The organism is Streptomyces sp. NPDC007157 (genome assembly GCF_040634235.1).
Classification (GTDB): domain Bacteria; phylum Actinomycetota; class Actinomycetes; order Streptomycetales; family Streptomycetaceae; genus Streptomyces.
In genome coordinates, this window is record NZ_JBEYFE010000032.1 from 1 (window position 1) to 22,545 (window position 22,545).

Genomic DNA, 22,545 nt, shown 5'->3' on the forward strand with positions numbered 1-22,545 from the left:
CCGATGGGGTGGATGGGCGGGAGGTAGACGACGTCGAAGCCCATCTCCGCGATCGCCGGCAGCCGGCGGGCCGCTGTCCGGAAGGTGCCGTGCGGGCGTTCGGGGGTGCCCTCGGAGCGTGGGAAGAACTCGTACCAGGAGCCGTACAGGGCCCGCTCGCGCTCGACCAGCAGCGGCAACGGCTCGGAGCAGGTGACCAGTTCCCTGAGCGGATACCGCGTCAGGATCTCGTCCACCTCGGCAGCCAGCGCGTTCGCCAGACGGGTGTGCAGGGGCAGGGTTTCGTCGCCCAGGGCCCGGGCCGCCGCCGCCACCCGCTCGCGCTCCGGTCCCGCGGGCATCCGGGCGGCCGCGCGCGCGTACAACTCGGCGCCCTCCTCCAGCACCAGGCCGGTGTCGATGCCCGCCGGGATCTTCACCCGCGCGTGCCGCCGCCAGGTGGTGAGCGGGGCGCTCCAGGCCTCGACGTGATACGTCCAACGGCCCGGTTTCCCCTCGACGGTGACCTCGGCGCCCCAGCGGTCGGTACCGCGGACCAGCTCCCGCATCGGCGTCCAGGGACCGGGCCGGCCCTCGGGGTCGCACAGCACCACATTGGCGCCGACGGCGTCATGACCCTCGCGGAAGACGGTGGCGGTGACCGGGAAGGTCTCGCCGGGGACCGCCTTCGCCGGACGCCCGCCGCCGTCCACGGCCGGTTGCACGTCACGCACCGGAACACGGCCGATGGCCTCTGTCGCCTTCATGGGTCTCACCTCCGCCATGCGCGGAGCCGGGCCCGTGGCCCGGCTCCGCGGTCCGTAGTGCGCGGGCGGACCAGGTGTCCTCCCGCGGGGTCCGCCTGCGGATCACTGCCGCGCGGAACTCCGGTCCGAGGGCGGACCCCGCCGGACCTTCCCGCTCAGCTGGGCCCGCCCGCCCTGTTCCCGCAGATAGGTGACGAGGCTGGTGCGCAGATAGCGCTCGGCCGCGTCCACCGCCTCCCGGGCGCAGCGCTTGCCCATCAGCACACACAGCGTGTAGCCCGAGTCCTCGAAGGTGGACCGCACCTCGCGGTCCTGCGGCGAGGCGAGCATGACGCGCTCCCACGCCCGGTAGCGCCGCAGCTGCCGGGCCACCTCGGCCTTCGCGGGTAGCAGCATGGCCGTGTCGTTCCTTCCGACGCTCTCGAGTGGGCACGTGTCCCCGACGGTCGGGGAGCGTCCGGGCACGGAAGGGCACGGAGCCGTTACGGCGAATCGAGGCTTTCACTCATGGTGCACGGATGACGACGGAGCGTCTTGTTGGAACTTCAACAACCTCATGCTTCTCTCAGGTTGCACGAATGGCGTAGCGACCGCACTGTGGGAGGTGACTCAGAAGCGATGAGTGCTCACGCTGAGCGTCCGGAACGGATTTCCGGAGGGGTGAGGGGAGCGGGAGCCGCGCCGGGTGAGGAGCCAGCGACAATGAAGACCGCAGTGCCCTGCTACTACCACCTCGACGTGGAGGTCAGCCCGGAACGGGTGGGACAGGTCAGCCGCATCTTGGCCGCCCATCTGCGCTACTGGGATCTCGACAACCTCGTGGACCCCGTCTGCCGCGGTGCCGAACTGCTGCTGACCGCCATCTACCAGCATGCGACGGACAAGCACACGTCCATCGAGATGTGGTGGAACGGGCAGCACCTCATCACCGCCATCGGTGACGACGACCGTGATCTGCGCCCCGATCAGGACCTGCGGTCGTGCCTGGCGCACCTCGCCGCCACCAGCGACGGCTGGGGGTGCTGTGCCCCGGAGACCGGCAGCAAGATCATCTGGTTCTCGCAGCGAGCCCGGTCCGGTGAGCGCGTCCCGCTGGTCAAGACCGCGCCGGCACCCAGCCTGCGCCGGACGCTCCGGGTGCCCCGCACCGTCCCCGTCGCCCAATTGGCCGCATCCGCCGAAGGCGTCCTGGAGGGCGCCCGGTGACGGCTCGGAAGTCCCGGAAAGGGGTGCCCGTGTGGAGCGGGCACCCCTACCCGTTGGGTGCCTCCTTCGACGGACAGGGCACCAACTTCGCCCTGTTCAGCGAGGTCGCCGAGCGGGTCGAGCTGGTCCTGGTGAACGACGCCGGCACCCAGCGGCCGGTGGAGCTGACCGAGGTCGACGGCTTCGTCTGGCACGCCTACCTGCCCGGCGTCGGCCCCGGGCAGCGCTACGGCTACCGGGTGACCGGCCCCTGGGACCCGGAGGTCGGCCACCGGTGCAATCCGGCGAAGCTGCTCCTGGACCCGTACGCCCGGGCGGTCGACGGCCAGATCGACAACCACGCGTCCCTGTACGAGCGCGCACCGGACGGGCCGGCCCCGGCCGACAGCGCCGGGCACTCCATGCTCGGCGTGGTCACCGACCCCTACTTCGACTGGGGCGACGACCGCCCGCCCCGGCGCGCCTACTCCGACTCGGTGGTGTACGAGGCCCATGTCCGCGGCCTGACCCGCAGCCATCCGGAGGTACCCGAACGGCTCCAGGGCAGTTACGCCGGTCTCGCGCATCCGGCGGTCATCGAGCACCTGACCTCGCTCGGCGTCACGGCGGTCGAGCTGATGCCGGTCCACCAGTTCGTGCAGGACGGGGTGTTGCAGGACCGGGGCCTGTCCAACTACTGGGGCTACAACACCATCGGCTTCTTCGCCCCGCACCATGCCTACGCCGCCTTCGGCAGCCGGGGCCAGCAGGTCAACGAGTTCAAGGCGATGGTCAAGGCGCTGCACGCGGCCGGCCTCGAAGTGATCCTCGACGTGGTCTACAACCACACTGCCGAGGGCAACGAGATGGGTCCCACGCTGTCCTTCCGGGGCATCGACAACGCCTCCTACTACCGGCTGGTCGACGGCGACTGGGCGCACTACTACGACACCACCGGCACCGGCAACAGCCTGCTGATGCGTCACCCCTACGTCCTCCAGCTGATCATGGACTCGCTGCGGTACTGGGTGACCGAGATGCATGTCGACGGCTTCCGTTTCGACCTCGCGGCCACCCTGGCGCGGCAGTTCCACGAGGTGGACCGCCTTTCGGCGTTCTTCGACCTGATCCAGCAGGACCCGGTGATCAGCCGGGTGAAGCTCATCGCCGAGCCCTGGGACGTGGGGGAGGGCGGCTACCAGGTCGGTAACTTCCCGCCGCTGTGGTCGGAGTGGAACGGCAAGTACCGGGACGCCGTACGGGACTTCTGGCGGGCCGAGCCGGGCTCGCTCGGCGAGTTCGCCTCCCGGCTCACCGGCTCCTCCGACCTGTACCAGCACCGGGGGCGCCGGCCGCGCGCGAGCGTCAACTTCGTCACCGCGCACGACGGTTTCACCCTGCGCGACCTGGTGTCGTACAACGACAAGCACAACCAGGCCAACGGCGAGAACAACCGGGACGGCGAGAGCCACAACCGGTCCTGGAACTGCGGCGCCGAGGGCGACACCAAGGACCCGGCCGTCCTCGAACTCCGGGCCCGTCAGCAGCGCAACTTCCTCGCCACCCTGCTGCTGTCCCAGGGCATCCCGATGCTCAGCCACGGCGACGAACTCGGCCGCACCCAGCGCGGCAACAACAACGCCTACTGCCAGGACAACGAGGTCTCCTGGACCGACTGGGATCTCACCGAGGAACAGCGGACGCTCAGCGACTTCTGCCGGTACGTCATCGGGCTGCGCGCCGCCCACCCGGTGCTGCGCCGACGCCGCTTCTTCCGCGGCGAGACCGCCGTGCACCCCGGACAGCCGCTGCCCGACCTGGTCTGGCTGCTGCCCGACGCCAGCGAGATGACCGACCGGGACTGGCAGCGTCCCGACGCGCACTCGGTCGGTGTCTTCCTCAACGGCGACGCCATCGCCGAACGCGACCCCTACGGCCGGCGCCTGGTCGACGACTCGTTCCTGCTGCTCCTCAACAGCTTCTGGGAACCGGTCGACTTCCGGCTGCCCGACGACTCCTACGGCGAGCGCTGGACGGCCCTCATCGACACCGCCGAACCCGACGGCATCCCCGACGAACGCGAGCGCAAGGCGGGGACCAGGCTGCGCGCCGAGGGCCGCAGCCTGGTCCTGCTGTCCCGGCCCTCCCGCGGCAAGGACTGAGGAACCGCGGCAAGGACTGAGGAACCTGAGGACTCAGGGGAGCAAGGGGCGCGCGGTCACGGTGAACTGCGCCCCGTCCGGGTCGCGCAGAATGGCCTCGGTGTCCTTCTCCTGCAGGACGCTGCCGCCGTGCTTCTCGGCCGCCCTGGCACACTCGCCGACGTCGCCGGCCGCGAAGTGGATCTGCCAGTGCGGCCGTACGGTGGGATCGGGGGCCGCCTCCACCGCCCCGGAGTCGATCCGGGCCACGGCATCGCCCCGGCTGCGCAGTACGACCTCGCCGCCCTCGTACTCCACCTCGCAGCAGCCCTGTTTGTCGGAGGCCCAGCCGAGCACCTCGCCGTAGAAGATCGCCGAGTCGAAGGCGTTGCGGGTGTGCAGGCGGATGAAGGTGGGTGCGGCCTGCCGCCAGATCTCCCAGTTGGAGACCAGCTGGCCCTCCCAGATGCCGAAGATCGCCCCGTCCCGGTCCGCGAGCAGCGCCGCACGGCCGGGCGGGAAGGACAGCGGCCCCACCGCCGGCGTGCCGCCGCGCTCACGGGCCCGGGCGACCGCGTCGTCCGCGTTCTCGACGGCGAAGTAAGGCGTCCAGGCCACCGCCATCTGCCACATCGCGGCGACCGCGGCGATGCCGGCGACCGGCACCCCGTCCGCCAGGGCGATCCGGAAGTGGTCGCCGAGCCGGACACTGCGCCATCGCCAGCCGAGCACGGCGCTGTAGAAGTCCTCGGTCGTCTGCAGGTCACGGCTGGTCAGGCTCACCCAGCACGGGGCGCCGAAGACCGAGTGCGTGGAGATGACCTCTCGCTGCTTCTTCACGGGGCCGGGGGCAGGCGTGTCGTTGTTCATGGCACTCGCGTCCTGGGGTCGGGGCCGGCGGGGGAACCGGTCTGTCACCAGTCTCCAACCGGAAGCGGCCGGGGTGCCTGCCGAGTACCCCGGTGGCACTCCGCCAGGCGAGTGACGACGATGGGGGAGTGAGCGAGAGCGAGGGGGACTCGGTCCTCCGCCTCCAGGAGGAGATCGACCAGCTCAAGGAAGCCGTCGCCTCCCATGCCGTGGTGGACCAGGCGATCGGGATGGTGGTCGCGCTCGGCCGGGTCACCCCCGACGAGGGGTGGGAGGTGCTCAAGGAGGTGTCCCAGCACACCAACATCAAGCTCCGCAACATCGCGGAGCTGATTCTCATCTGGGGGCGCACCGGGGACATGCCCGCCGAGATCCGTGCCCGACTGGAGGACGCCCTCGACCGGTACGGGCCCACGCAGATCCCCGGCGCACCGTCCGGATGAGACTCAGCCCGCCTCGGCCAGCAGCTCCTCGCGCAGCCGCTCGAAGCAGGCGGTGAGCAGACGGGACACGTGCATCTGCGACACGCCCAGCTGCTCGGCGATCCGGCTCTGGGTCATACCGCGGAAGAACCGCAGGTAGAGGATGAGCCGGTCGCGCTCGGGAAGGCTCTGCAGGCAGGGCTCGGCCGCGGTGCGGTCGACGACCAGGTCGTAGCCGGGGTCGGGGCCGCCCAGCGTGTCGCCGAGCGCGTAGCCGTCGGCTCCGGACACCTCGGCGTCCAGCGACAGCGCCGAGAAGCAGTCCAGGGCCTCCATCCCGGTCCGCACCTCGCTCTCGGTGAGCTGGGCCCGCTCCGCGATCTCGGCGACGGTGGGCACGCCGCCCGGGGAGGTCTGGTCCAGCTCCTTGAGTGCGCCCCGGACCCGGTTGCGCAGCTCCTGGACCCGGCGCGGTACGTGCAGGGTCCACATGTGGTCACGGAAGTGGCGCTTGATCTCGCCGGTGATCGTCGGCACGGCGTACGCCTCGAAGGCCCGCCCGCGCGCCGGGTCGTAGTGGTCGACGGCCTTGACCAGTCCCAGCGCGGCGACCTGGCAGAGGTCCTCCAGGGCCTCCCCGCGGCCGCGGAACCGTACGGCGATCCGCTCGGCCATGGGCAGCCAGAGCTCGACCAGTTCGTCCCGCAGGACCCGGCGCTCCGGGCCCTCGGGCAGCCCGGCCAGCCGCACGAAGTCCGCGGCCGTGTCGGGGGCGTCGTCGTGTGGATGGGGCTTCGTGGTGGCGGTGGTGGCACGCATGGGGCGCACCTCCCTCAACGGGTGCTGTGTGGACGGACACCGTGGGAGGAACGCACCTCGGACCCCGGGGAGATCACGGGGGCACCGACGGAAGGCGGCTCCCACGCACGTGCCTCCGGTCCGAAGCACTGATCAGCCAATGCCCTGAATGGCGTAAATCCAAACAATTCAACCGAAAGGTTAGATTGCTCTCAGTGCTTCACGTCCTGGTTCTTGACCGTTACTTGGGTGGGATTACCTCTGTAGCAGAGGTAATCTTCCAGGTGTGAAATCGGAGACCTTTCCGGAAGAGCTGGCCGACGCGCTCGTCGGGATCCAGCGGCTGATCCGCCGCCGACTACGCCGCGGGCTCGCGCTGCCCCGGCTGCGCGGTGCCGAGGTGGAACTGCTGCGCCTGGTCGAGTCGCGGCCCGGGATCGGCATCTCGGACGCGGCCAAGGAGCTGTACCTGGCGAGCAACTCGGTGTCGACCCTCGTCAACCAGCTGGCCAAGGACGGCTATCTGCTCCGCGAGACCGACCCCGCGGACCGCCGGGCCGCCCGGCTGCTGCTGACCGAGGCCGCCGAGAAGCGGCTCGCCGACTGGCAGCGGCGTCGCGCGGACCTCGTCGTGAGCCATGTTTCGCGGCTCGACGAGGCGGACCGGGCGGCGCTCGAGGCCGCGCTTCCGGCGCTGCGCAAGCTGGCCGTCACCCTGCACGAGGAGGCCGAGGAATCATGACGCCGGACACCGCCGCAGTCGCCTGCACAGGGCTCTCCTACACCTTCGGGGAGACCAGGGCCGTGGACGGGCTCGACCTGACCGTCGGCGAGGGCGAGGTCTTCGGACTGCTCGGCCCCAACGGCGCCGGGAAGACCACCGCCATCCGCTGCATCACCACCCTGCTTCCGGTCCCCGCCGGGATGGTCCGCGTCTTCGGCCATGACACCGGCCGGGAGCGGATGGCCGTCCGCAGACTGCTCGGCTACGTCCCGCAGCAGCTGTCCGCCGACAGCGGGCTCACCGGGCGCGAGAACGTCGCCCTGTTCGCCCGGGTCTTCGACGTCTCCCGGCGCGAGCGCGCCGAGCGGGTCGCGCAGGCGCTGGAGGCCGTCGACCTCGCCGACGCCGCCGACCGGCTCGCCGGCACCTACTCCGGCGGTATGGTCCGCCGGCTGGAGCTGGCCCAGGCCCTGGTCAGCGCGCCCCGGCTGCTGATCCTCGACGAGCCGACCATCGGCCTCGACCCGATCGCCCGCACCAGCGTGTGGGACCAGATCAACGCCGTGCGCGAAGCCACCGGCATGACCGTCCTGGTCACCACCCACTACATGGACGAGGCCGACCAGCACTGCGGCCGGGTCGGGCTGATGCACCGGGGCCGGATCCGTGCCCTCGGCACCCCCGACGAGCTCAGGCGCGGCCTCGCCGAACGCCAGGGCACCGACACCCTGCCCACCCTCGAAGACGTCTTCCGCGACGTGGCCGGCAGCGGCCTCGACGACCAGTCAGGAGGTTTCCGCGATGTCCGAAGCACCCGCCGCACCGCGAAGCGTGTCGGCTGAGCGCACGGTGGCAGCATCCCTGCTGCTGACGCCGCCCGAGCCGCGCTCCGGGTGGCGGCTGCTGCCGGCCCGGGTCGTCGCCATGTGCGCCGTCGAGCTGCAGAAGCTCCGCCACGACCGCACCGAGCTCTACACCCGGGCGATACAGCCCGCCCTGTGGCTGCTGATCTTCGGGCAGACCTTCACCCGGATCAAGGCGATACCCACCGGCGGCATCCCCTACATCGACTACCTCGCGCCCGGCATCATCGCCCAGTCCGCGATGTTCATCGCGATCTTCTACGGCATCCAGATCATCTGGGAGCGCGACGCCGGCATCCTCAACAAGCTTCTCGTCACCCCCACCCCGCGCTCGGCCCTCATCACCGGCAAGGCCTTCGCGGCCGGGGTGAAGTCCCTGATCCAGGCCGTCGTGGTGATCGTCATCGCCGCGATCCTCGGGGTCTCGCTCACCTGGAACCCGCTGAAGCTGCTCGGGGTCGGGCTGGCCGTCGTCCTCGCCTCCGCGTTCTTCTCCTGCCTGTCGATGAGCATCGCGGGCATCGTCCTCAGCCGCGACCGGCTGATGGGCATCGGACAGGCGATCACCATGCCGCTGTTCTTCGGCTCCAACGCCCTCTACCCGGTGGCGATCATGCCGGGCTGGCTCCAGGTGGTCAGCAAGATCAACCCGCTGAGCTACCAGGTCGACGCCCTGCGCGGGCTGCTGCTCGGCACGCCCTCGCACCTCGGCCTCGACTTCGCGGTGCTGGCGGTCGCCGCCGCACTCGGCATCACCGCGGCCTCCTCGCTGCTCGGCCGGCTGGCCCGCTGAGCCGGTCACGGGGAGGACGGACGCCGACGTGATGTGCGGCACGCGCCGCGACCCGCCCCGAACCCCCGGGGCGGGATAACCGCTGCGCAACGCTTGATCAGCGATCAAAGCGGGCGAACCCCCTGGCCACAGCGCATTCCGCTCATTTGACAGTGCGCTGAGCGCACAGATAAACAGCGGGGGTCGAGAGGGGCACTGTGTACGAGCCGAACGTGGTCGGGGACTGGCACGAGTACGACGAGCATGCCGGTCTGCGGGTCCGCGTCCACCGCCTGGAGGAGTCCGAGCCGCCACGCGGCCGGGACGACGCCGCGGCCGGGCTGACGTACTTCAGTGCTCGGGTGACCATCGAGAACCGCGGCTCCCGCCACCTCGGCGTCCAGCTGGAGGACGGCCAGATCGACGTCCGGGTCGGCCCCGACGGGGAGGGCGCGTTCATCGACTGGCGCAACTCCGAGTTCATCGAGGGCTTCGACGTCTACCCGCTGCGCCGCGCCACCGCCGTCCTCTACGCCGCCGGCCCGGAGGCCGCTCTGACCCAGGTGGACATCCAGGTCCACCTGCGTGTCGACGAGGAGTGGACGGAACGCCGGCTGTGGGCGGGCGGCATCGGCGTGCTGGAGTCGACCACCGCCACGGCCTGCCAGAGCGCCGCACCGGGCAGTCTGGCCCACCAGGTGACCGCCTTCCTCAAGGACCAGACGGAACCGGGCCCCACCGCTTCCTGAGCAGGCCGGGTGAAGTCCGCACGCTGTTCGGCAGCGCCCCGAAGGGGCGCGGGGCTGTATTGGATATACGGCTACCGCCGCGTGGGATTGAACGTGCGGCTACCGCCGCGTGCGCGCGACCAGTCGCGACGGCGCCGCGGACGAACGACGGCGGTATTTCCAGCCGAGCGCCTAGTGCGGGATGCCGTCGATGATCTCGCGGGCGCCCTGGCGCAGCAGGGCCACGGCGACCGAGGTGCCGAGCGTGGCCGGGTCCAGCCGGCCCGCCCACTCGTGCGCGTTCAGCCGGGTCTTGCCGTCCGGGGTGAACACACAGGCGCGCAGCGACAGTTCACCGCCGCCGTCGACCCGGGCGTACCCGGCGATGGGGCTGTTGCAGTGCCCCTGGAGGACGTGCAGGAACATCCGCTCGGCGGCGGCCTCCCGGTAGGTGTCCGGGTCACCGAGCTCGCTCACCACGTCGATCAGCTCGGTGTCGCCCTCCCGGCACTGCAGCGCGAGGATGCCGGCACCGATCGGCGGCATCATCGTCTCCGGATCGAGGACCTCGCTGATCACGTCCGTACGATCGATCCGCTCCAGGCCCGACACCGCGAGCAGCAGGGCGTCGGCGTCCCCGGCGGCGAGCTTCTCCAGGCGCCGGTTGGCGTTGCCGCGGAACGGCACGCACTCCAGATGCGGATGGGTGGCCGCCAGCTGGGCGATCCGGCGAACCGCGGAGGTGCCGATCCGGGTACCCGGCGGCAGCTGGTCCAGGGTCAGACCGCCCGGGTGGACGAGGGCGTCGCGGATGTCGTCCCGCTTCAGGAACGCCGCGAACACCGTGCCGGCGGGCAACGGCCGGTCCGCCGGCACGTCCTTCACACAGTGCACGGCGAGATCCGCCTCGCCGGCCAGCAGCGCGGCGTCCACCTCCTTGGTGAACGCCCCCTTGCCCTCCACCTGCGACAGATCGCCCAGCCACTTGTCGCCGGTCGTCTTCACCGGCACGACCTCGGTGCGCACCCGCGGATGAAGGGCGGCCAACTCGGCCCGGACGCGGGCCACCTGAGCGAGCGCCATCGGAGAGTCGCGGGAGACGATACGGATCAACTCTGGCACGGACATGGGGACACGATAGACCTTCGTGCCGACGGCAGATTCCGACACGCTGTCGGCCGCCGCGCACGGCCGACGCGGCCGCGCCGGGCGCCGTGCGCGGCGGGCAACGGGTGCGCCGCAGGTCACGGCGCTCGGCCGGCCACCGGGGTCGGGCTCCCGGGTCGCAGGCAACGGCCGTGACGACACGGGGCCTCCAACTGCTGTGGGAGGAAGGGACGTTCAGCTTTCCCTTCGGTCAAGACCTTGCCAGGCCGGCCTGGGCGTCCTGCCGGTGAAGCCCCGTCCAACAGCCGGTCGGTGTGCGCCGGATCAGCGTCGGCGACGGTCAGTCGATGCCGGCCGGCAGGTCCGCCGCGGACTCCTCCGGCGTGAGGTCCGGGCGCAGCCTCAGCCAGGACGGCTGGCGCAGCAGTCCGGCCCGGGTACGGGTGCTGTAGTTGACCTCGCCGACCAGCCGGGGCAGCACCCAGTGCGCGCCCGGGACCGGCGGGACCGGGTCGAAGGGGCATGCGTCGGTTGCGGCGACCCGCAGCAGCGCGGCCAGTTCGGTCCGTTCCGCCTCGCTCCAGCCGGTGCCCACCCCGCCGACGTACCGCAGCCGTCCGTCGGCGGACCGCTGGCCGACCAGTACCGCGCCCGGCAGCCCGGCCAGCCGCCCCTTGCCCGGCAGCCAGCCGCCGACGATCACGTCCTCGGCGCGCATGTTCCGGATCTTGATCCAGGCGCGGGACCGCACCCCCGGTTCGTACAGCGAGTCCAGCCGCTTGCAGACCAGGCCCTCAAGGCCGTGCTCCCGGGTGGCCCGCAGCGCCTCGGCGCCGTGCCCGACGACGGCCCCGGGCGTCGACCAGTAGGGGCCGTCGAGCCCCAGCGCCTCCAGCCGGGTGCGCCGCTGCGCGTAGGGCACCCGCAGCAGCGGGCCGCCCTCCAGGTGCAGCACGTCGAACAGCACCAGATGGACCGGGACCCGGGCCGCCATCCGCGCCGCCCGGGCCGGGGCGTGGGCCAGACCCATCCGGCTCTGCAGCAGCTGGAAGTCGGCGCGCCCGTGCTCGTCGAGGGCCAGCACCTCGCCGTCCAGGACCGCCGGAACCCTTCCCAGCATGCCGCCCAGTGGGCGCAGTTCGGGATACGCGGCGGTGATGTCCTCACCGGACCGGGCGCGCAGCCGCAGACCGCCGTCACCGGGCAGATAGACGACCGCGCGCTGGCCGTCCTGCTTGGTCTCGTACGCCCACCGGGCGTCCTGTGCGGCGGGCGGCAGCCTGCCGGGTGTGGCGAGCATGGGCGGGATCAGCGGCAGGGCGGTGGTCACGGCAGAAGATGTGAACCGGGTAAGGCGGCGGCACGCGTCCCGCGGCGCCGGTTCCCCCGAACAGCCGTCAGGAGCCGCTCGCCGGGGGCGGCAGCCGCACCAACTCCGACTGGTAGGCCATCACCACGAGTTGCGCCCGGTCGCGGGCGTCCGGCTTGGTCATCGCCCGGTGGATGTGGGTACGCACGGTCAGCGGGGGGACGAACAGCTTCCCGGCGATCTCCTCGTCGGAGCCGTTCTGGGCCTCCGGCGCAAACGAGGCGAACAGCAGCACCGCCGCCATCGTGTCGACGGTGCGGGCGTGGGCTTCGACTTACCGCTGCCAGGGGATGCTCACCGGTCGCTCCGGTCGCTCCGGTCGCTCCGGTCGCTCCGGTCGCTCCGGTTGCTCCGGTTGCTCCGGTTGCTCCGGTTGCTCCGGTTGCTCCGGTTGCTCCGGTCGGTCCGGTTGCTCCGGTCGGTTCGGTCGGTCTCCTGTGCGCGTGATTCGCGAGACGGCCGGGGGCCGGGACGGTGGTCTCCACCTGTGCCGCTCTCGGGGACCGGCCCGGACTGCTCCGGGCCACCACCGCCCGTTGCCGTGCGGCTGCCGACCCGCCCGCCTGCTGGGGGCGCGGTACGCGCGCCGCCGTCCGTCGTCCCGTCGGCCGACAGCTCGCCGTCGGGAGGTGTGCGGGTGGAGCGGGCCGCCCTGCGAAGGCTCGGCCCGCTCCCCTACGGGTCGGTCAGTGCACCGACTCGGCCTCGGGCTCGACCGGGGCCGGCGCGGGCTCCGCGTCCACAGGCCGGCGGCCGGGCAGGAAGGAGGCGAGGACGAAGGCCAGCACGGCCGCGCCCGCACCGACCGCCATGACGACCTTGAACGCGTTCTCGGAGGGCAGGGTGGCGCCGCCGAGGCTGATGGTCAGCTGTGCCAGGATCACACCGGCGACGGCGCTGGCCACCGACGTACCGATGGACCGCATCAGCGTGTTGAGGCTGTTGGCGGCGGCCGTCTCCGACGCCGGGACGGCACCCATGATCAGCGCGGGCATCGCGCCGTAGGCGAAGCCGACACCGGCGCCGATGATGCAGGAGACCAGGATCAGGTGCCAGACCTCGGACATCAGGACGATGTTCAGGCCGTAGCCCGCCGCGACGATCACCGCGCCGATCATCAGTGTGGTCTTCGGGCCCCTGGCCTTGGTGATGGCGGCCGAGACCGGGGCGAAGGCCATCATGACCAGACCCTGCGGGGCCATCACCAGACCGACGGTCATCATCGACCTGCCGAGGCCGTAGCCGGTCTGGGCCGGCAGCTGGAGCAGCTGCGGCAGCACCAGGGACATCGCGAACATCGAGAAGCCGAACGCGATCGAGGCGAGGTTGGTGAACAGCACCTGGCGGCGGACCGTGGTGCGCAGGTCGACCAGCGGCTGGGTGGTGCGCAGTTCGAAGAAGCCCCAGGCGACCAGGACCACGACCGCGAGCGCGAACAGGCCGAGCGTGGTGCCACTGGCCCAGCCCCAGTCGGCGCCCTTGGAGACGGCGAGCAGCAGCGAGACCAGGCCGACCGCCAGGCCCACGGCGCCGACCGCGTCGAAGCGGCCGCCCGAGCGCACCTTGGACTCCGGCACCAGGAGCAGGACCAGCGCGAACGCGACGACACCGAGGGCGGCCGAGGTCCAGAACAGCACATGCCAGTCGAAGTGGTCCGCGATGAAGGCCGCGGAGGGCAGGCCCAGCGCGCCGCCGACGCCCAGTGAGGCGCTCATCAGCGCCGTCGAGCCCGCGAGACGCTCCGGCGGCAGCTCGTCGCGCATGATGCTGATGCCCAGCGGTACCACGGCGGCCGCCAGCCCCTGGAGGGTCCGGCCGACGATCATCGGGACCAGCTCGTCGCTCAGCGCGCACACCACCGAGCCCGAGACCAGCAGCACCAGGCTGATGAGCAGCATCAGCCGCTTGCCGAACATGTCACCGATACGGCCGGCCACCGGGGTGGCCACGGCGGCGGCCAACAGGGTCGCGGTCACCGCCCAGGCCGCGTTGGACGCGGAGGCGTCGAGGTACTTCGGCAGCTCCGGGACGATCGGGATCACCAGGGTCTGCATCAGCGAGACGGTGATACCGGCCAGGGCCAGCACCGCCACCACCGCGTTCGGATTCGGGCGTGCCGGTTTCGGGGACCCGGCGGGCAGGACAGGGGCTTCGGACATGGGAGAGGGCCTCCGTAGGCGGAACTAGGTGGAACTAAGCTGAACTAGGTCGAACCGGGCGGAACTTGACAGAACAGGGAGCGGCGCAGGGAGACGGAACGACACGACACGGAGTGACACGGCGTACTTTAAGTCAGTCGCTTGACTTACCTTACTGGCGGGACGGCAGGCACCGTGCGCCGCTGCCGCGTACGCTTTCCCGGCTGGACCTCGCCGCCCCGGGCGGGGCCCCGGTACGGCTCGCGGGACCGGCCGCACCGGGCGGTGTGCGGTCCCCGAGCGGTGGTGGGCATGGCGGGCAGGGCGGCGCGGGCGGAGCAGGCCGGCGCGACACGGGAGGCCATCCTGAGCACGGCGGAACGGCTCTTCGCCGAACAGGGCGTGTACGCCGTGTCCAACCGCCAGGTCAGCGAGGCCGCCGGCCAGGGCAACAACGCCGCCGTCGGCTACCACTTCGGCACCAAGGCCGACCTGGTCCGGGCGATCGCCGCCCGGCACTTCGACCGGATCGAGCAGATCCGGGTCCGCCTGCTGGCGGCGGTCGGCGACTCCGACGACGTCCGCGACCGGGTGGACTGCCTGGTCCGGCCGGTCACCGAACACCTCGCGAGCCTGGGCAGCCCCACCTGGTACGCCCGCTTCTGTGCCCAGGTGGCGACCGACCCGGCCCTCTACGAGATCATGGTCGAGGAGTCCCTCGCCTCGCCGTCGCTCCGTGAGGCCGTCGCCGGGCTCAACCGGCGGCTGCCGGAACTGCCCCCCGAAGTCCGCGCCGAACGCGGCCAGATGGCCCGGACGCTGATCCTGCACACCTGCGCCGAGCGCGAGCGCGCCCTCGCCGAGGGCACCGACACACCCCGCGCCACCTGGAGCGACGCGGCCACCGGGCTCACCGACGCGCTCCTCGGGCTGTGGCTGGCGCCCGTCACCGCTACGCATCGAAGGTGACGACGACCTTCTCCGCGGCGCCGGGAGTCAGGGCCAGCTCGAAGGCGTGGTGGACCTCGGTGAAGGGGACGCGGTGGCTGATCAGCTTCGCGAACCGATCGTGGTGCTCGACCAGTTCGGGGGTGACCTCGAAGATCTCGGTCGGGTAGCCCTGCGAGGCGACCAGGGTCAGCTCGCTGCGCAGCATGCCGCCGAGGTCGATCTCGCCCTTCTTCTGTACGGCGACCATGACCAGCCTGGCGTGCCACTTGGCGTTGGCCACCACGGTGTTGAAGACGGCCGGCGCACCGGCCGCGTCGATGAAGACATCCGTGCCCGGGCGGGGCTGGCCCAGCGCGTTGGCGCTCTGCCCGTGCAGCTCGGTCAGCCGTGCGGTGACGTCCTCCTCGGCCGAGTCGACGACCGCGTCCGCGCCCACGGCCAGCGCCTTCTCCAGCCGGGCCGGGATGACGTCGGCGACGACCACGTGTCCGACGCCCCGCAGCTTCAGCCAGATCGCCGCGCCCAGCCCGATCGGCCCGGCGCCGAACACGACCACCCTGTCGTCGGGTCCGGCGCCGGAGCGGTTGACCGCGTGCCGGGACACGGCCATCGGCTCGTTGAGTGAGGCGACCTCGTAGGGCACGGTGTCCGGGAACACCGCGACGCTCCGGCCGGCCTCGGCGTTCTCGATCAGCAGATACTCGCTCAGCGCGCCGTACCGGCCACCGCAGCCGATGATCCCGGTGGGCGCGGCCTGCGGGTTCACGACCACCCGGTCGCCCACCTTCAGCCCCGTGACCTCGGCGCCGGCCTCGACGATCTCGCCGGCCGGCTCGTGGCCCAGGGCGATCGGGACCAGGTCGCCGCCCAGGTGGGCGCGGGAGGGCATGCCGCCCATGTGCAGGAAGGTGACGTCGGTGCCGCAGATGCCGCCCGCCCGGATCTTCAGCAGCACGTCCTTGGGGCCGGGTACGGGACGTTCGACGTCCACGACCTCGATCCTGCCGACGCCGCCGGTCTGTACGGACTTCATCGTGGCCATGGGCTGACTCTCGCTTTCTGGGGGTGCTGACGCGGGCGGGCGTCTCGGCTTCGCCCGACGGTGGTGCGACCGGGGAGGTGCCCTCGGGCCGGGTGCCGGGCCGGGGGGAGTGGGCCGGTGTTCCGGCCCGAGGGCTGCGCCGGTCTCCGTCCCCACGGGTCCGGCGCCAGGGCCTGTCCGCCGGGGCAGACCCCCGGGGCGGCCTCCGCTCAGCGGCGCCCCGGTTACTTGAGTTAGGCAAGCACATGTGGCTTACTTGAGTCAAGCAAGCGAATTGACCGAGCTCGAACGAATGGGTAAGCCCATGTACGACAGCTCTCCGTCATTCCGACCGCCGGCCCGCGGCAGTGGACAGCGGCTCCTGGTCGCCGCCAGTGACCCGGACACCGCCGACCTCCTCGTCACCACCCTGGAGCTGGCCGGCTACCGGACCGGTGCCGCGGGCGGCGGGGCCGAGGTGGCGCGGCGACTCGTGGCGCAGCGGTTCGACCTGGTCGTCATGGACGCCGAACTGCCCGGCCTGGACGACCTGGCCCAGGGTCGCTTCAAGCCGGTGTACCGCCCGCCCGTCCTGCTGCTGGCCGCCTGCGAGTCCCTGGCCACGCTGGTGCCCGAGATCGGCGCCGGCGAGCGGGACTACGTCACCAAACCCTTCCGGATCGCCGAGGTCCTCGCCCGGGTGAAGGTGCTGCTCCGGGACGTCGGCGACGGCGGCCGGTGGGGCGGCAGGCTGGACCACGCCGACCTGGTCCTGGACGACGGCACCTGCCGAGCCCGCCGGGGCGGCCGCATCCTCGACCTCACGCCAGCCGAGTACCGGCTGCTGCGCCACCTGCTCGTCAACGCCCGCAGGGTGCTGTCCAAGGAACAGATCAGCCGGTACGTCTGGGGCGAGTTCCGGGGCGACAACGCCATCGAGCAACTGGTCTCCCGGCTCCGGCGCAAGGTGAACCCGGGCGGCCCCGCGCTGATCCACACCCGGCGGGGCTTCGGCTACTGGCTGGGGGAGTCGCCGGGGGATGTGTGACTGCTTCGCGTTGGAATCCGGGAGCAAACCCGCAGCGCTCCCCGTCGCCTGTCGGGTGGCGTCACCGGAGCGGACGGACGCCGACTTTCCCGGCGGCCGCACGGCAACCCTTCGTCACCTCAACCGTCCATTCCTGTAAGGAAGTTACAGTGGCCGCCGATGCCGTGCGCGATACCGCGAGAGTGTCGCCATGTGACCTGGCTCACGTCAGCTTCATGTCAGGAAACTGACCGGAAGCGGACAGCCCATCCTGTTTGCATGTGCTCATCGAAGCCTCGTACGCATCGTCCCGGCGCTCCGCACCGAGCGGAGTCCCCCACCCCGAGGAGACAGAGATGGCCGACCCCCTGACCGGCGCGGCACCCGGCGCCGCCGCGCAGCCCCCCGACTTCCCGATGGCCCGGTCCATGCGCTGCCCGTTCGACCCGCCCCCGGCGCTGAAGGCCGCCCAGGAGGCGGGCCCCCTCGCCAAGGTCCGGCTCTGGGACGGCAAGGGCTACTGGCTGGTCACCCGGTACGCCGACCAGCGCGCCGTGCTGCTCGACCCGAGGGTCAGCGCCGAACCCGACCGTCCCGGATATCCGCTCCAGGCACCCAGCAACGGCAAGAACAACATCAGCTTCATCATGATGGACGACCCCGAGCACGCCCGGCTGCGCCGTATGGTCACCGCGCCGTTCGCGGTCAAGCGCGTCGAGGCCATGCGGCCCGCCGTGCAGCAGATCGTCGACGACCTGATCGACGACATGCTGGCCGGCCCCCACCCCGTCGACCTGGTCGAGGCCTTCGCGCTTCCGGTTCCCTCGCTGGTCATCTGCGCCCTGCTCGGAGTGCCCTACGAGGACCACGACTTCTTCCAGGAGAACAGCAAGCTCCTGATCAGCCGGGACTCCTCCGTCGAAGACCGGACGGCGGCGCACGGCAGGCTGGTCGGGTATCTCGACCGGCTGATGGGGGAGAAGATGAAGAACCCCGCCGAGGACCTGTTCTCCGGGCTGGTGGCGCGCGTCGAGGCCGGTGAGCTGACCCGGCTGGACGCCGCGCAGATGGGCGTCCTGCTGCTGCTCGCCGGACACGAGACCACCGCCAACATGATCACCCTCGGCACCCTCGCCCTGCTCGAACACCCCGATCAGCTCGCCCTGTTGCGCGACAGCGGCGACCCCGAGGTGATCGCCGGCGCGGTCGAGGAGCTGCTGCGTTACCTGAGCATCGTGCACAGCGGCCGCCGCCGTGCGGTCCTCGCGGACATCGAGGTCGCCGGACAGGTGATCAGGGCCGGCGAAGGCGTGATCATGGCCAGTGACATCGCCAACCGCGATCCCGAGGCCTTCCCCGACCCGGACCGGCTCGACCTGAGCCGCGACGCCCGCCGTCACGTCGCCTTCGGCTTCGGCGTCCACCAGTGCCTGGGCCAGCCGCTGGCCCGGATGGAACTCCAGGTGGTCTACGGCACGCTCTACCGGCGCATCCCCACCCTCGGGCTTGCCGCCGACCTCGCCGACCTCCCCTTCAAGCACAACGGCGGCGTGTACGGCGTCCACGAACTCCCGGTCGCCTGGTAACCCACCCCCCACAAGAAGCAGGAAGAGCAGGGAGAACGCCATGCATGTCGAACTGGACGAACCGAAGTGCGTCGCATCCGGGCAGTGCGTGCTCGTCGCCCCCGAGGTCTTCGACCAGCGGGACGAGGACGGGATCGCCTTCGTGCTGGACGAGAAACCCGCCGAGGAGATCCTCGACGACGTCCGCGAGGCCGTGGCCATCTGCCCAGCCGCCGCGATCCGACTGGTGGAGCGATGAACCGGATCGTGGTCGTCGGCGCCTCGGCGGCGGGACTCGCGGCGGCCGAGACGCTCCGCCGCGAGGGTTACGACGGCACGCTCACCCTCGTCGGCGACGAACTCCACCCGCCCTACGACCGGCCGCCGCTGTCCAAGCAGGTGCTGTCGGCGGAGTGGGCGCCGGACCGGGTGGTCCTGCGGGCGCCGGCCGAACTGGACTCCCTGCAACTGGAGTTGCGGCTCGGGGTGGCGGCGACCGGGCTGGACGTGGCGGACCGTACGGTACGTCTGGCCGACGGGTCCCCGCTGTCGTACGACGGGCTGATCGTGGCCACGGGCGTACGGCCGCGCCGGCTGCCCGGGGAGGGCGCGCATGTGCTGCGCACCCTCGACGACACGCTGACCCTCCGGGAGCGGATCGGGCCGGGACAGCGGCTGGTGGTGGTCGGCGCCGGGTTCCTCGGTGCCGAGGCCGCCGCCGTCGCCTGGAGGCTCGGGGCGCGGGTCACCCTCCTCGAACCGGCGCCGGTCCCGCTCGCGCACGCGGTCGGTGAGGAGGTGGGCCGGGTGCTGACCCGGGCCCATCTCCGGCGCGGCGTGGACCTGCGCACCGGGGTCGCCGTCACCGAGGTGACCGAGGACGGGGTGCGGCTCGCCGACGGGGAGACGATCGACGCCGACGAGGTGCTGGTCGCGGTCGGCTCGCTGCCGAACGTGGAGTGGCTGGCCGGAAGCGGGCTCACCGTGGGCGACGGGGTGCTCTGCGACGAGTACTGCGAGGCCGCGAGGGACGTGTACGCGGCCGGAGACGTCGCCCGCTGGTACAACCCGCTGTTCGGGGTGTCGATGCGGATCGAGCACCGGACGAACGCGGCGGAGCAGGGGATGGCCGCGGCGCGCAATCTCCTCAACCCCGAGGCGCGCAAGCCGTTCACGCCGGTGCCGTACTTCTGGTCGGACCAGTACGACATGAAGATCCAGGCGTACGGGTATCTGCGGGGGCACGACGAAGTGCGCGTCGTGGCGGGGGAGTTGGCGGAGGGGCGGTTCGTCGCCGCGTACCGGACCGGGGAGCGGCTGACCGGGGTGCTCGCGGTGGGGGTGGCGCCGAAGGTTCTTCGTGGGTGGCGGCAGGCGATCGCGGTCGGCGCGAGGTGGGGGGAGACCGTGGACCGAGGGGGCGGTTTCGGTGGTGGGTGAGCCGCGGGCCGGATGCGGCTGGTCGCGCCCACGCGGCGGAGCCGCACATGGACACAGCCCCGCGCCCCTATCGGGTCGTCAGACTCGCCGCGTTGGCCACCACCACCGCTCCTATCCCCGCCCACTCCGGCATCCCCAGACTCTGCCCCAGTACCGCCCAGCCGACCACCGCTGCCAGGACCGGGTTGACGCTCATGAAGAGGCCGAACGTCTGGGCCGGAACCCTGCGCAGGGTCAGGAGGTCGGCGAGATACGGCACCGCCGACGACAGGACACCCGCTGCCACCGCGCACAGGACGGCCCCGGTCGTCGGCGGGTGCCGTAGCGCCACCACGACTCCGATCGGCAGGAACGTCAGCGCGGACACGCTCGCGGCTGCCGCCGACCCCTGCGCCCCCGGTATCCGCCGACCGACCACCCCGTTCAGCAGGATGTACGACGCCCAGCAACCCGCGGCGATCAGGCCCAGGCCCATTCCCGGGTAGTCCGTCGACGGCTGGGGGCGCATCAGCACCACCACCCCGGCCGCCGCCAACGCCGCGCACCCCGCGTCCGTGCGGCGGCGGGACGCGGCCAGGGCGATGGCGAGCGGGCCCAGGAACTCCAGGGTGACCGCCAGACCCAGGCCGATCCGGTCGATCGCGGTGTACAGGGTCAGGTTCATCGTGCCGAAGACCGCCGCCAGCAGCAGCACCGGCCACCACTGCCGCCAGGTGAAGGCGCGCAGCCGGGGGCGGCCGACGGCCACCAGGACGAGCGCGGCCACGTACTGCCGTACCGCCACCACACCGAGCGGGCCGAGGACCGGGAAGGCCAGGGCGCCGATCGCCGCGCCGGTCTGGTTGGACAGGCCGCTGCCGAACATGGTCGCCACGCCGGCCAGGCGTCCCGGCCCGGCGGCGGGAGGTGCGGCCGAAAGGGCCGGGCGTTCCAGGGCTCGTCGCATGACAGCAGGTTCCGCCCGGCGGAGCGTTGCGCAAAATGCATGCATCCCTGGATCTATACGATTGACGTATGGATGACGTCGAGTTGCGGCAGCTGCGCTGTCTGGTCGCCATCGTGGACGAGGGCACCTTCACCGACGCGGCGATCGCCCTGGGGGTGTCCCAGGCTGCCGTGTCCCGCACCCTCGCGGGGCTCGAACGGTCCCTGGGCGTAAGGCTGTTGCGGCGCACCTCGCGCGAGGTGACGCCGACGGCGACCGGGCTGCGGGTGGTGGAGCGGGCCCGCCGGGTGCTGGCGGACGTCGCCGACCTGGTGCGGGAGGCCGGCTCGGGGCACACCCGGCTGCGGATCGGCTACGCCTGGTCGGCGGTGGGTCGGCACACCGTGGCCTTCCAGCGGGGCTGGACCGCCGCACACCCCGGGACCGACCTGCATCTCGTGCGGGTGAACACGGCCTCCGCCGGACTCGGTGAAGGAGCCTGCGACCTGGCCGTCGTACGGCGGCCGCTTGCGGACCGGCGGTTCGACACGGCGATCGTGGGGCTGGAACGGCGGCTGTGCGCGCTGGCGTCGGACGACCCGCTGGCCCGGCGCCGGTCCGTGCGGCTCGCCGAACTCACCGACCGGACCGTCCTGACCGACCGGCGCACCGGCACCACCACTCCCGAGCTGTGGCCGGCCGAATCCCGCCCGGCCGTCGAGGAGACGCATTCCGTCGACGACTGGCTCACCGAGATCGCCGCCGGGCGCGGTGTCGGCGTGACCCCGGAGTCGACCGCCCATCAGTACCCGCGGCCCGGCATCGTCTACCGGCCGGTGCGGGACGCCGAACCGGTCGCCGTCCGGCTGGCCTGGTGGCGGGACGATCCGCACCCGGCGCGCCACGCCGTTCTCGAACTGCTCAGCGAGCTGTATCGCACCGGCTGAGCGCACGGGGCCACCGGATCGCCCGGCGATACGGCGGACAAAATTGTTGACAATCTTGTTTGGCTAGATTTACGTTCGACAGGCACTCACTCAGGGAGGGCAAACGATGCCGAAAGAAGCCCGTCCGAGCACCGGAGAGCAGGCCAAGCAGCATGCGCTCGCGCTGTTGCGGCAGGCGATCCTGCACGGCGAGATGGCCCCGGCCCAGCGGCTGGTGGAGAACGAACTCGCCGAGGAGTTCGGTGTGACGCGGGCCAGCATCCGTGCGGCACTGATCGATCTGGAGGCCCAGGGACTGGTCGAGCGGATCCGCAACCGTGGTTCGCGGGTGCGGGTGGTGACCGTGGAGGAAGCGGTCGCTATCACGGAGTGCCGCATGGTCCTGGAGGGACTGTGCGCGGCGAAGGCGGCCGTCGCGGCCGACGACGAGCACCTCGCCGAACTCGCCGACCTCGGGGCGGCCATGACCAAGGCCGTCGCGGACGGCGAACCGGTCACCTACTCCGAGCTGAACCACGCGCTGCACGACAGGATCCGGGAGATCTCCGGCCAGCAGACCGCCGTGGCACTGCTGGAGCGGCTCAACGCCCAACTGGTGCGACACCGCTTCCAGTTGGCGCTGCGGCCGGGACGTCCGCAGCAATCCCTGAACGAGCATCTGGCGATGATCGAGGCGATCAGGGCCAGGGACCCGCAGGCGGCCGAGGCGGCCGTCCGCGCCCACCTCACGAGCGTGATCGACGCGCTGAGCGACTGAGACGCCCGGGGCTGGGTGGGCGCACACCTGTCCACCAAGGAGATTTCTG

The 22,545-nt window shown here is 71.7% G+C and carries 23 protein-coding genes and 1 pseudogene; 14 read left to right on the forward strand and 10 right to left on the reverse strand.

What is annotated here, in order from left to right:
* Positions 1-746: maltotransferase domain-containing protein (locus tag ABZ642_RS39305; protein WP_360494050.1), on the reverse strand; the 746-nt coding region annotated here is incomplete at its 3' end.
* A gap of 102 nt (positions 747-848) precedes the next feature.
* Entirely contained in the window at positions 849-1,142 is a 294-nt protein-coding gene (locus ABZ642_RS39310) for a DUF5133 domain-containing protein (RefSeq protein ID WP_360494053.1), read from the reverse strand.
* A gap of 306 nt (positions 1,143-1,448) precedes the next feature.
* On the opposite strand from ABZ642_RS39310, the gene ABZ642_RS39315 reads away from it, so the two are divergent.
* Positions 1,449-1,952, forward strand: coding sequence for a pep a2 (locus ABZ642_RS39315; RefSeq protein WP_360494056.1), 504 nt, complete (start codon positions 1,449-1,451; stop codon positions 1,950-1,952).
* A 23-nt stretch (positions 1,953-1,975) separates the two neighbouring features.
* A complete protein-coding gene (glgX, locus tag ABZ642_RS39320) occupies positions 1,976-4,093 on the forward strand; it encodes a glycogen debranching protein GlgX (RefSeq protein WP_360494324.1) in 2,118 nt (705 codons plus the stop codon).
* 33 nt (positions 4,094-4,126) lie between these two features.
* On the opposite strand, the gene ABZ642_RS39325 is transcribed toward glgX, so the two are convergent.
* Positions 4,127-4,942 (reverse strand): VOC family protein, encoded by an 816-nt coding sequence (locus ABZ642_RS39325; protein WP_360494059.1) that lies wholly within the window; start codon positions 4,940-4,942, stop codon positions 4,127-4,129.
* Between the two features lie 128 nt (positions 4,943-5,070).
* On the opposite strand from ABZ642_RS39325, the gene ABZ642_RS39330 reads away from it, so the two are divergent.
* Positions 5,071-5,385 carry an ANTAR domain-containing protein gene (locus ABZ642_RS39330; protein WP_360494062.1) on the forward strand — a complete coding sequence of 105 codons (315 nt, stop codon included), beginning with the start codon at positions 5,071-5,073 and terminating at the stop codon, positions 5,383-5,385.
* Between the two features lie 3 nt (positions 5,386-5,388).
* Here ABZ642_RS39330 and ABZ642_RS39335 read toward each other — a convergent pair whose 3' ends face one another.
* Positions 5,389-6,183 carry a SigB/SigF/SigG family RNA polymerase sigma factor gene (locus tag ABZ642_RS39335; RefSeq protein WP_360494065.1) on the reverse strand — a complete coding sequence of 265 codons (795 nt, stop codon included), beginning with the start codon at positions 6,181-6,183 and terminating at the stop codon, positions 5,389-5,391.
* A 265-nt stretch (positions 6,184-6,448) separates the two neighbouring features.
* On the opposite strand from ABZ642_RS39335, the gene ABZ642_RS39340 reads away from it, so the two are divergent.
* From ABZ642_RS39340 to ABZ642_RS39355, 4 genes are all read left to right on the forward strand, one after another.
* Positions 6,449-6,904, forward strand: coding sequence for a MarR family transcriptional regulator (locus tag ABZ642_RS39340; RefSeq protein WP_360494068.1), 456 nt, complete (start codon positions 6,449-6,451; stop codon positions 6,902-6,904).
* Positions 6,901-7,728: an ATP-binding cassette domain-containing protein gene (locus ABZ642_RS39345; protein ID WP_360494071.1), complete on the forward strand. Its 828-nt coding sequence runs from the start codon at positions 6,901-6,903 to the stop codon at positions 7,726-7,728. Before ABZ642_RS39340 ends, ABZ642_RS39345 begins: the two co-directional genes overlap by 4 nt.
* Positions 7,688-8,542 carry an ABC transporter permease gene (locus tag ABZ642_RS39350; RefSeq protein ID WP_360494074.1) on the forward strand — a complete coding sequence of 285 codons (855 nt, stop codon included), beginning with the start codon at positions 7,688-7,690 and terminating at the stop codon, positions 8,540-8,542. Before ABZ642_RS39345 ends, ABZ642_RS39350 begins: the two co-directional genes overlap by 41 nt.
* A gap of 197 nt (positions 8,543-8,739) precedes the next feature.
* Positions 8,740-9,270 carry a hypothetical protein gene (locus ABZ642_RS39355; protein WP_360494076.1) on the forward strand — a complete coding sequence of 177 codons (531 nt, stop codon included), beginning with the start codon at positions 8,740-8,742 and terminating at the stop codon, positions 9,268-9,270.
* Positions 9,271-9,441: 171 nt separating this feature from the next.
* Here the strand turns inward: ABZ642_RS39355 and hemC are convergent, their stop codons facing one another.
* The 4 genes and pseudogenes from hemC to ABZ642_RS39375 form a co-directional block, all read right to left on the reverse strand.
* A complete protein-coding gene (hemC, locus tag ABZ642_RS39360) occupies positions 9,442-10,377 on the reverse strand; it encodes a hydroxymethylbilane synthase (protein WP_360494079.1) in 936 nt (311 codons plus the stop codon).
* Positions 10,378-10,696: 319 nt separating this feature from the next.
* The gene (locus tag ABZ642_RS39365) at positions 10,697-11,656 is read right to left on the reverse strand and encodes an ATP-dependent DNA ligase (RefSeq protein WP_360494327.1); all 960 of its coding nucleotides are present in this window, start codon (positions 11,654-11,656) and stop codon (positions 10,697-10,699) included.
* Positions 11,657-11,753: 97 nt separating this feature from the next.
* Positions 11,754-11,930 (reverse strand): annotated as a pseudogene (locus ABZ642_RS39370) (helix-turn-helix transcriptional regulator); the annotation flags it as partial.
* 481 nt (positions 11,931-12,411) lie between these two features.
* Complete coding sequence (locus ABZ642_RS39375) at positions 12,412-13,884, reverse strand: MFS transporter (protein WP_360494082.1); 1,473 nt, start codon at positions 13,882-13,884, stop codon at positions 12,412-12,414.
* Positions 13,885-14,175: 291 nt separating this feature from the next.
* On the opposite strand from ABZ642_RS39375, the gene ABZ642_RS39380 reads away from it, so the two are divergent.
* On the forward strand, positions 14,176-14,832 hold the full coding sequence (locus ABZ642_RS39380) for a TetR family transcriptional regulator (protein ID WP_360494085.1): 657 nt from the start codon (positions 14,176-14,178) through the stop codon (positions 14,830-14,832).
* On the opposite strand, the gene ABZ642_RS39385 is transcribed toward ABZ642_RS39380, so the two are convergent.
* The gene (locus ABZ642_RS39385) at positions 14,816-15,856 is read right to left on the reverse strand and encodes a zinc-binding dehydrogenase (RefSeq protein WP_360494088.1); all 1,041 of its coding nucleotides are present in this window, start codon (positions 15,854-15,856) and stop codon (positions 14,816-14,818) included. The genes ABZ642_RS39380 and ABZ642_RS39385 overlap by 17 nt on opposite strands.
* Positions 15,857-16,160: 304 nt before the next feature.
* Here ABZ642_RS39385 and ABZ642_RS39390 point away from each other — a divergent pair, with 304 nt between their 5' ends.
* From ABZ642_RS39390 to ABZ642_RS39405, 4 genes are all read left to right on the forward strand, one after another.
* Positions 16,161-16,883, forward strand: a complete 723-nt coding sequence (locus ABZ642_RS39390; protein WP_360494091.1) for a response regulator transcription factor — start codon at positions 16,161-16,163, stop codon at positions 16,881-16,883.
* 335 nt (positions 16,884-17,218) lie between these two features.
* Complete coding sequence (locus tag ABZ642_RS39395; RefSeq protein WP_360494094.1) at positions 17,219-18,448, forward strand: cytochrome P450; 1,230 nt, start codon at positions 17,219-17,221, stop codon at positions 18,446-18,448.
* A gap of 40 nt (positions 18,449-18,488) precedes the next feature.
* Positions 18,489-18,686: a ferredoxin gene (locus tag ABZ642_RS39400; protein ID WP_360494097.1), complete on the forward strand. Its 198-nt coding sequence runs from the start codon at positions 18,489-18,491 to the stop codon at positions 18,684-18,686.
* Positions 18,683-19,867 carry an FAD-dependent oxidoreductase gene (locus ABZ642_RS39405; protein WP_360494100.1) on the forward strand — a complete coding sequence of 395 codons (1,185 nt, stop codon included), beginning with the start codon at positions 18,683-18,685 and terminating at the stop codon, positions 19,865-19,867. The genes ABZ642_RS39400 and ABZ642_RS39405 overlap by 4 nt, the downstream gene beginning before the upstream one ends.
* Positions 19,868-19,934: 67 nt before the next feature.
* Here ABZ642_RS39405 and ABZ642_RS39410 read toward each other — a convergent pair whose 3' ends face one another.
* A complete protein-coding gene (locus ABZ642_RS39410) occupies positions 19,935-20,732 on the reverse strand; it encodes an EamA family transporter (RefSeq protein ID WP_360494330.1) in 798 nt (265 codons plus the stop codon).
* Positions 20,733-20,881: 149 nt separating this feature from the next.
* On the opposite strand from ABZ642_RS39410, the gene ABZ642_RS39415 reads away from it, so the two are divergent.
* Entirely contained in the window at positions 20,882-21,739 is an 858-nt protein-coding gene (locus tag ABZ642_RS39415; RefSeq protein ID WP_360494103.1) for a LysR family transcriptional regulator, read from the forward strand.
* 106 nt (positions 21,740-21,845) lie between these two features.
* On the forward strand, positions 21,846-22,496 hold the full coding sequence (locus tag ABZ642_RS39420; protein ID WP_360494106.1) for a GntR family transcriptional regulator: 651 nt from the start codon (positions 21,846-21,848) through the stop codon (positions 22,494-22,496).
* Positions 22,497-22,545 lie beyond the last annotated feature (49 nt).

Bases quoted from the DNA above. Each gene is read 5' to 3' on its own strand.
- ABZ642_RS39310 (WP_360494053.1), bottom strand. From the start codon at position 1,142: ATGCTGCTACCCGCGAAGGCCGAGGTGGCCCGGCAGCTGCGGCGCTAC.
- ABZ642_RS39315 (WP_360494056.1), top strand. From the start codon at position 1,449: ATGAAGACCGCAGTGCCCTGCTACTACCACCTCGACGTGGAGGTCAGC.
- ABZ642_RS39325 (WP_360494059.1), bottom strand. From the start codon at position 4,942: ATGAACAACGACACGCCTGCCCCCGGCCCCGTGAAGAAGCAGCGAGAG.
- ABZ642_RS39335 (WP_360494065.1), bottom strand. From the start codon at position 6,183: ATGCGTGCCACCACCGCCACCACGAAGCCCCATCCACACGACGACGCC.
- ABZ642_RS39345 (WP_360494071.1), top strand. From the start codon at position 6,901: ATGACGCCGGACACCGCCGCAGTCGCCTGCACAGGGCTCTCCTACACC.
- ABZ642_RS39350 (WP_360494074.1), top strand. From the start codon at position 7,688: ATGTCCGAAGCACCCGCCGCACCGCGAAGCGTGTCGGCTGAGCGCACG.
- hemC (WP_360494079.1), bottom strand. From the start codon at position 10,377: ATGTCCGTGCCAGAGTTGATCCGTATCGTCTCCCGCGACTCTCCGATG.
- ABZ642_RS39365 (WP_360494327.1), bottom strand. From the start codon at position 11,656: ATGCTCGCCACACCCGGCAGGCTGCCGCCCGCCGCACAGGACGCCCGG.
- ABZ642_RS39375 (WP_360494082.1), bottom strand. From the start codon at position 13,884: ATGTCCGAAGCCCCTGTCCTGCCCGCCGGGTCCCCGAAACCGGCACGC.
- ABZ642_RS39380 (WP_360494085.1), top strand. From the start codon at position 14,176: ATGGCGGGCAGGGCGGCGCGGGCGGAGCAGGCCGGCGCGACACGGGAG.
- ABZ642_RS39385 (WP_360494088.1), bottom strand. From the start codon at position 15,856: ATGGCCACGATGAAGTCCGTACAGACCGGCGGCGTCGGCAGGATCGAG.
- ABZ642_RS39390 (WP_360494091.1), top strand. From the start codon at position 16,161: ATGTACGACAGCTCTCCGTCATTCCGACCGCCGGCCCGCGGCAGTGGA.
- ABZ642_RS39395 (WP_360494094.1), top strand. From the start codon at position 17,219: ATGGCCGACCCCCTGACCGGCGCGGCACCCGGCGCCGCCGCGCAGCCC.
- ABZ642_RS39400 (WP_360494097.1), top strand. From the start codon at position 18,489: ATGCATGTCGAACTGGACGAACCGAAGTGCGTCGCATCCGGGCAGTGC.
- ABZ642_RS39405 (WP_360494100.1), top strand. From the start codon at position 18,683: ATGAACCGGATCGTGGTCGTCGGCGCCTCGGCGGCGGGACTCGCGGCG.
- ABZ642_RS39410 (WP_360494330.1), bottom strand. From the start codon at position 20,732: ATGTTCGGCAGCGGCCTGTCCAACCAGACCGGCGCGGCGATCGGCGCC.
- ABZ642_RS39415 (WP_360494103.1), top strand. From the start codon at position 20,882: ATGGATGACGTCGAGTTGCGGCAGCTGCGCTGTCTGGTCGCCATCGTG.
- ABZ642_RS39420 (WP_360494106.1), top strand. From the start codon at position 21,846: ATGCCGAAAGAAGCCCGTCCGAGCACCGGAGAGCAGGCCAAGCAGCAT.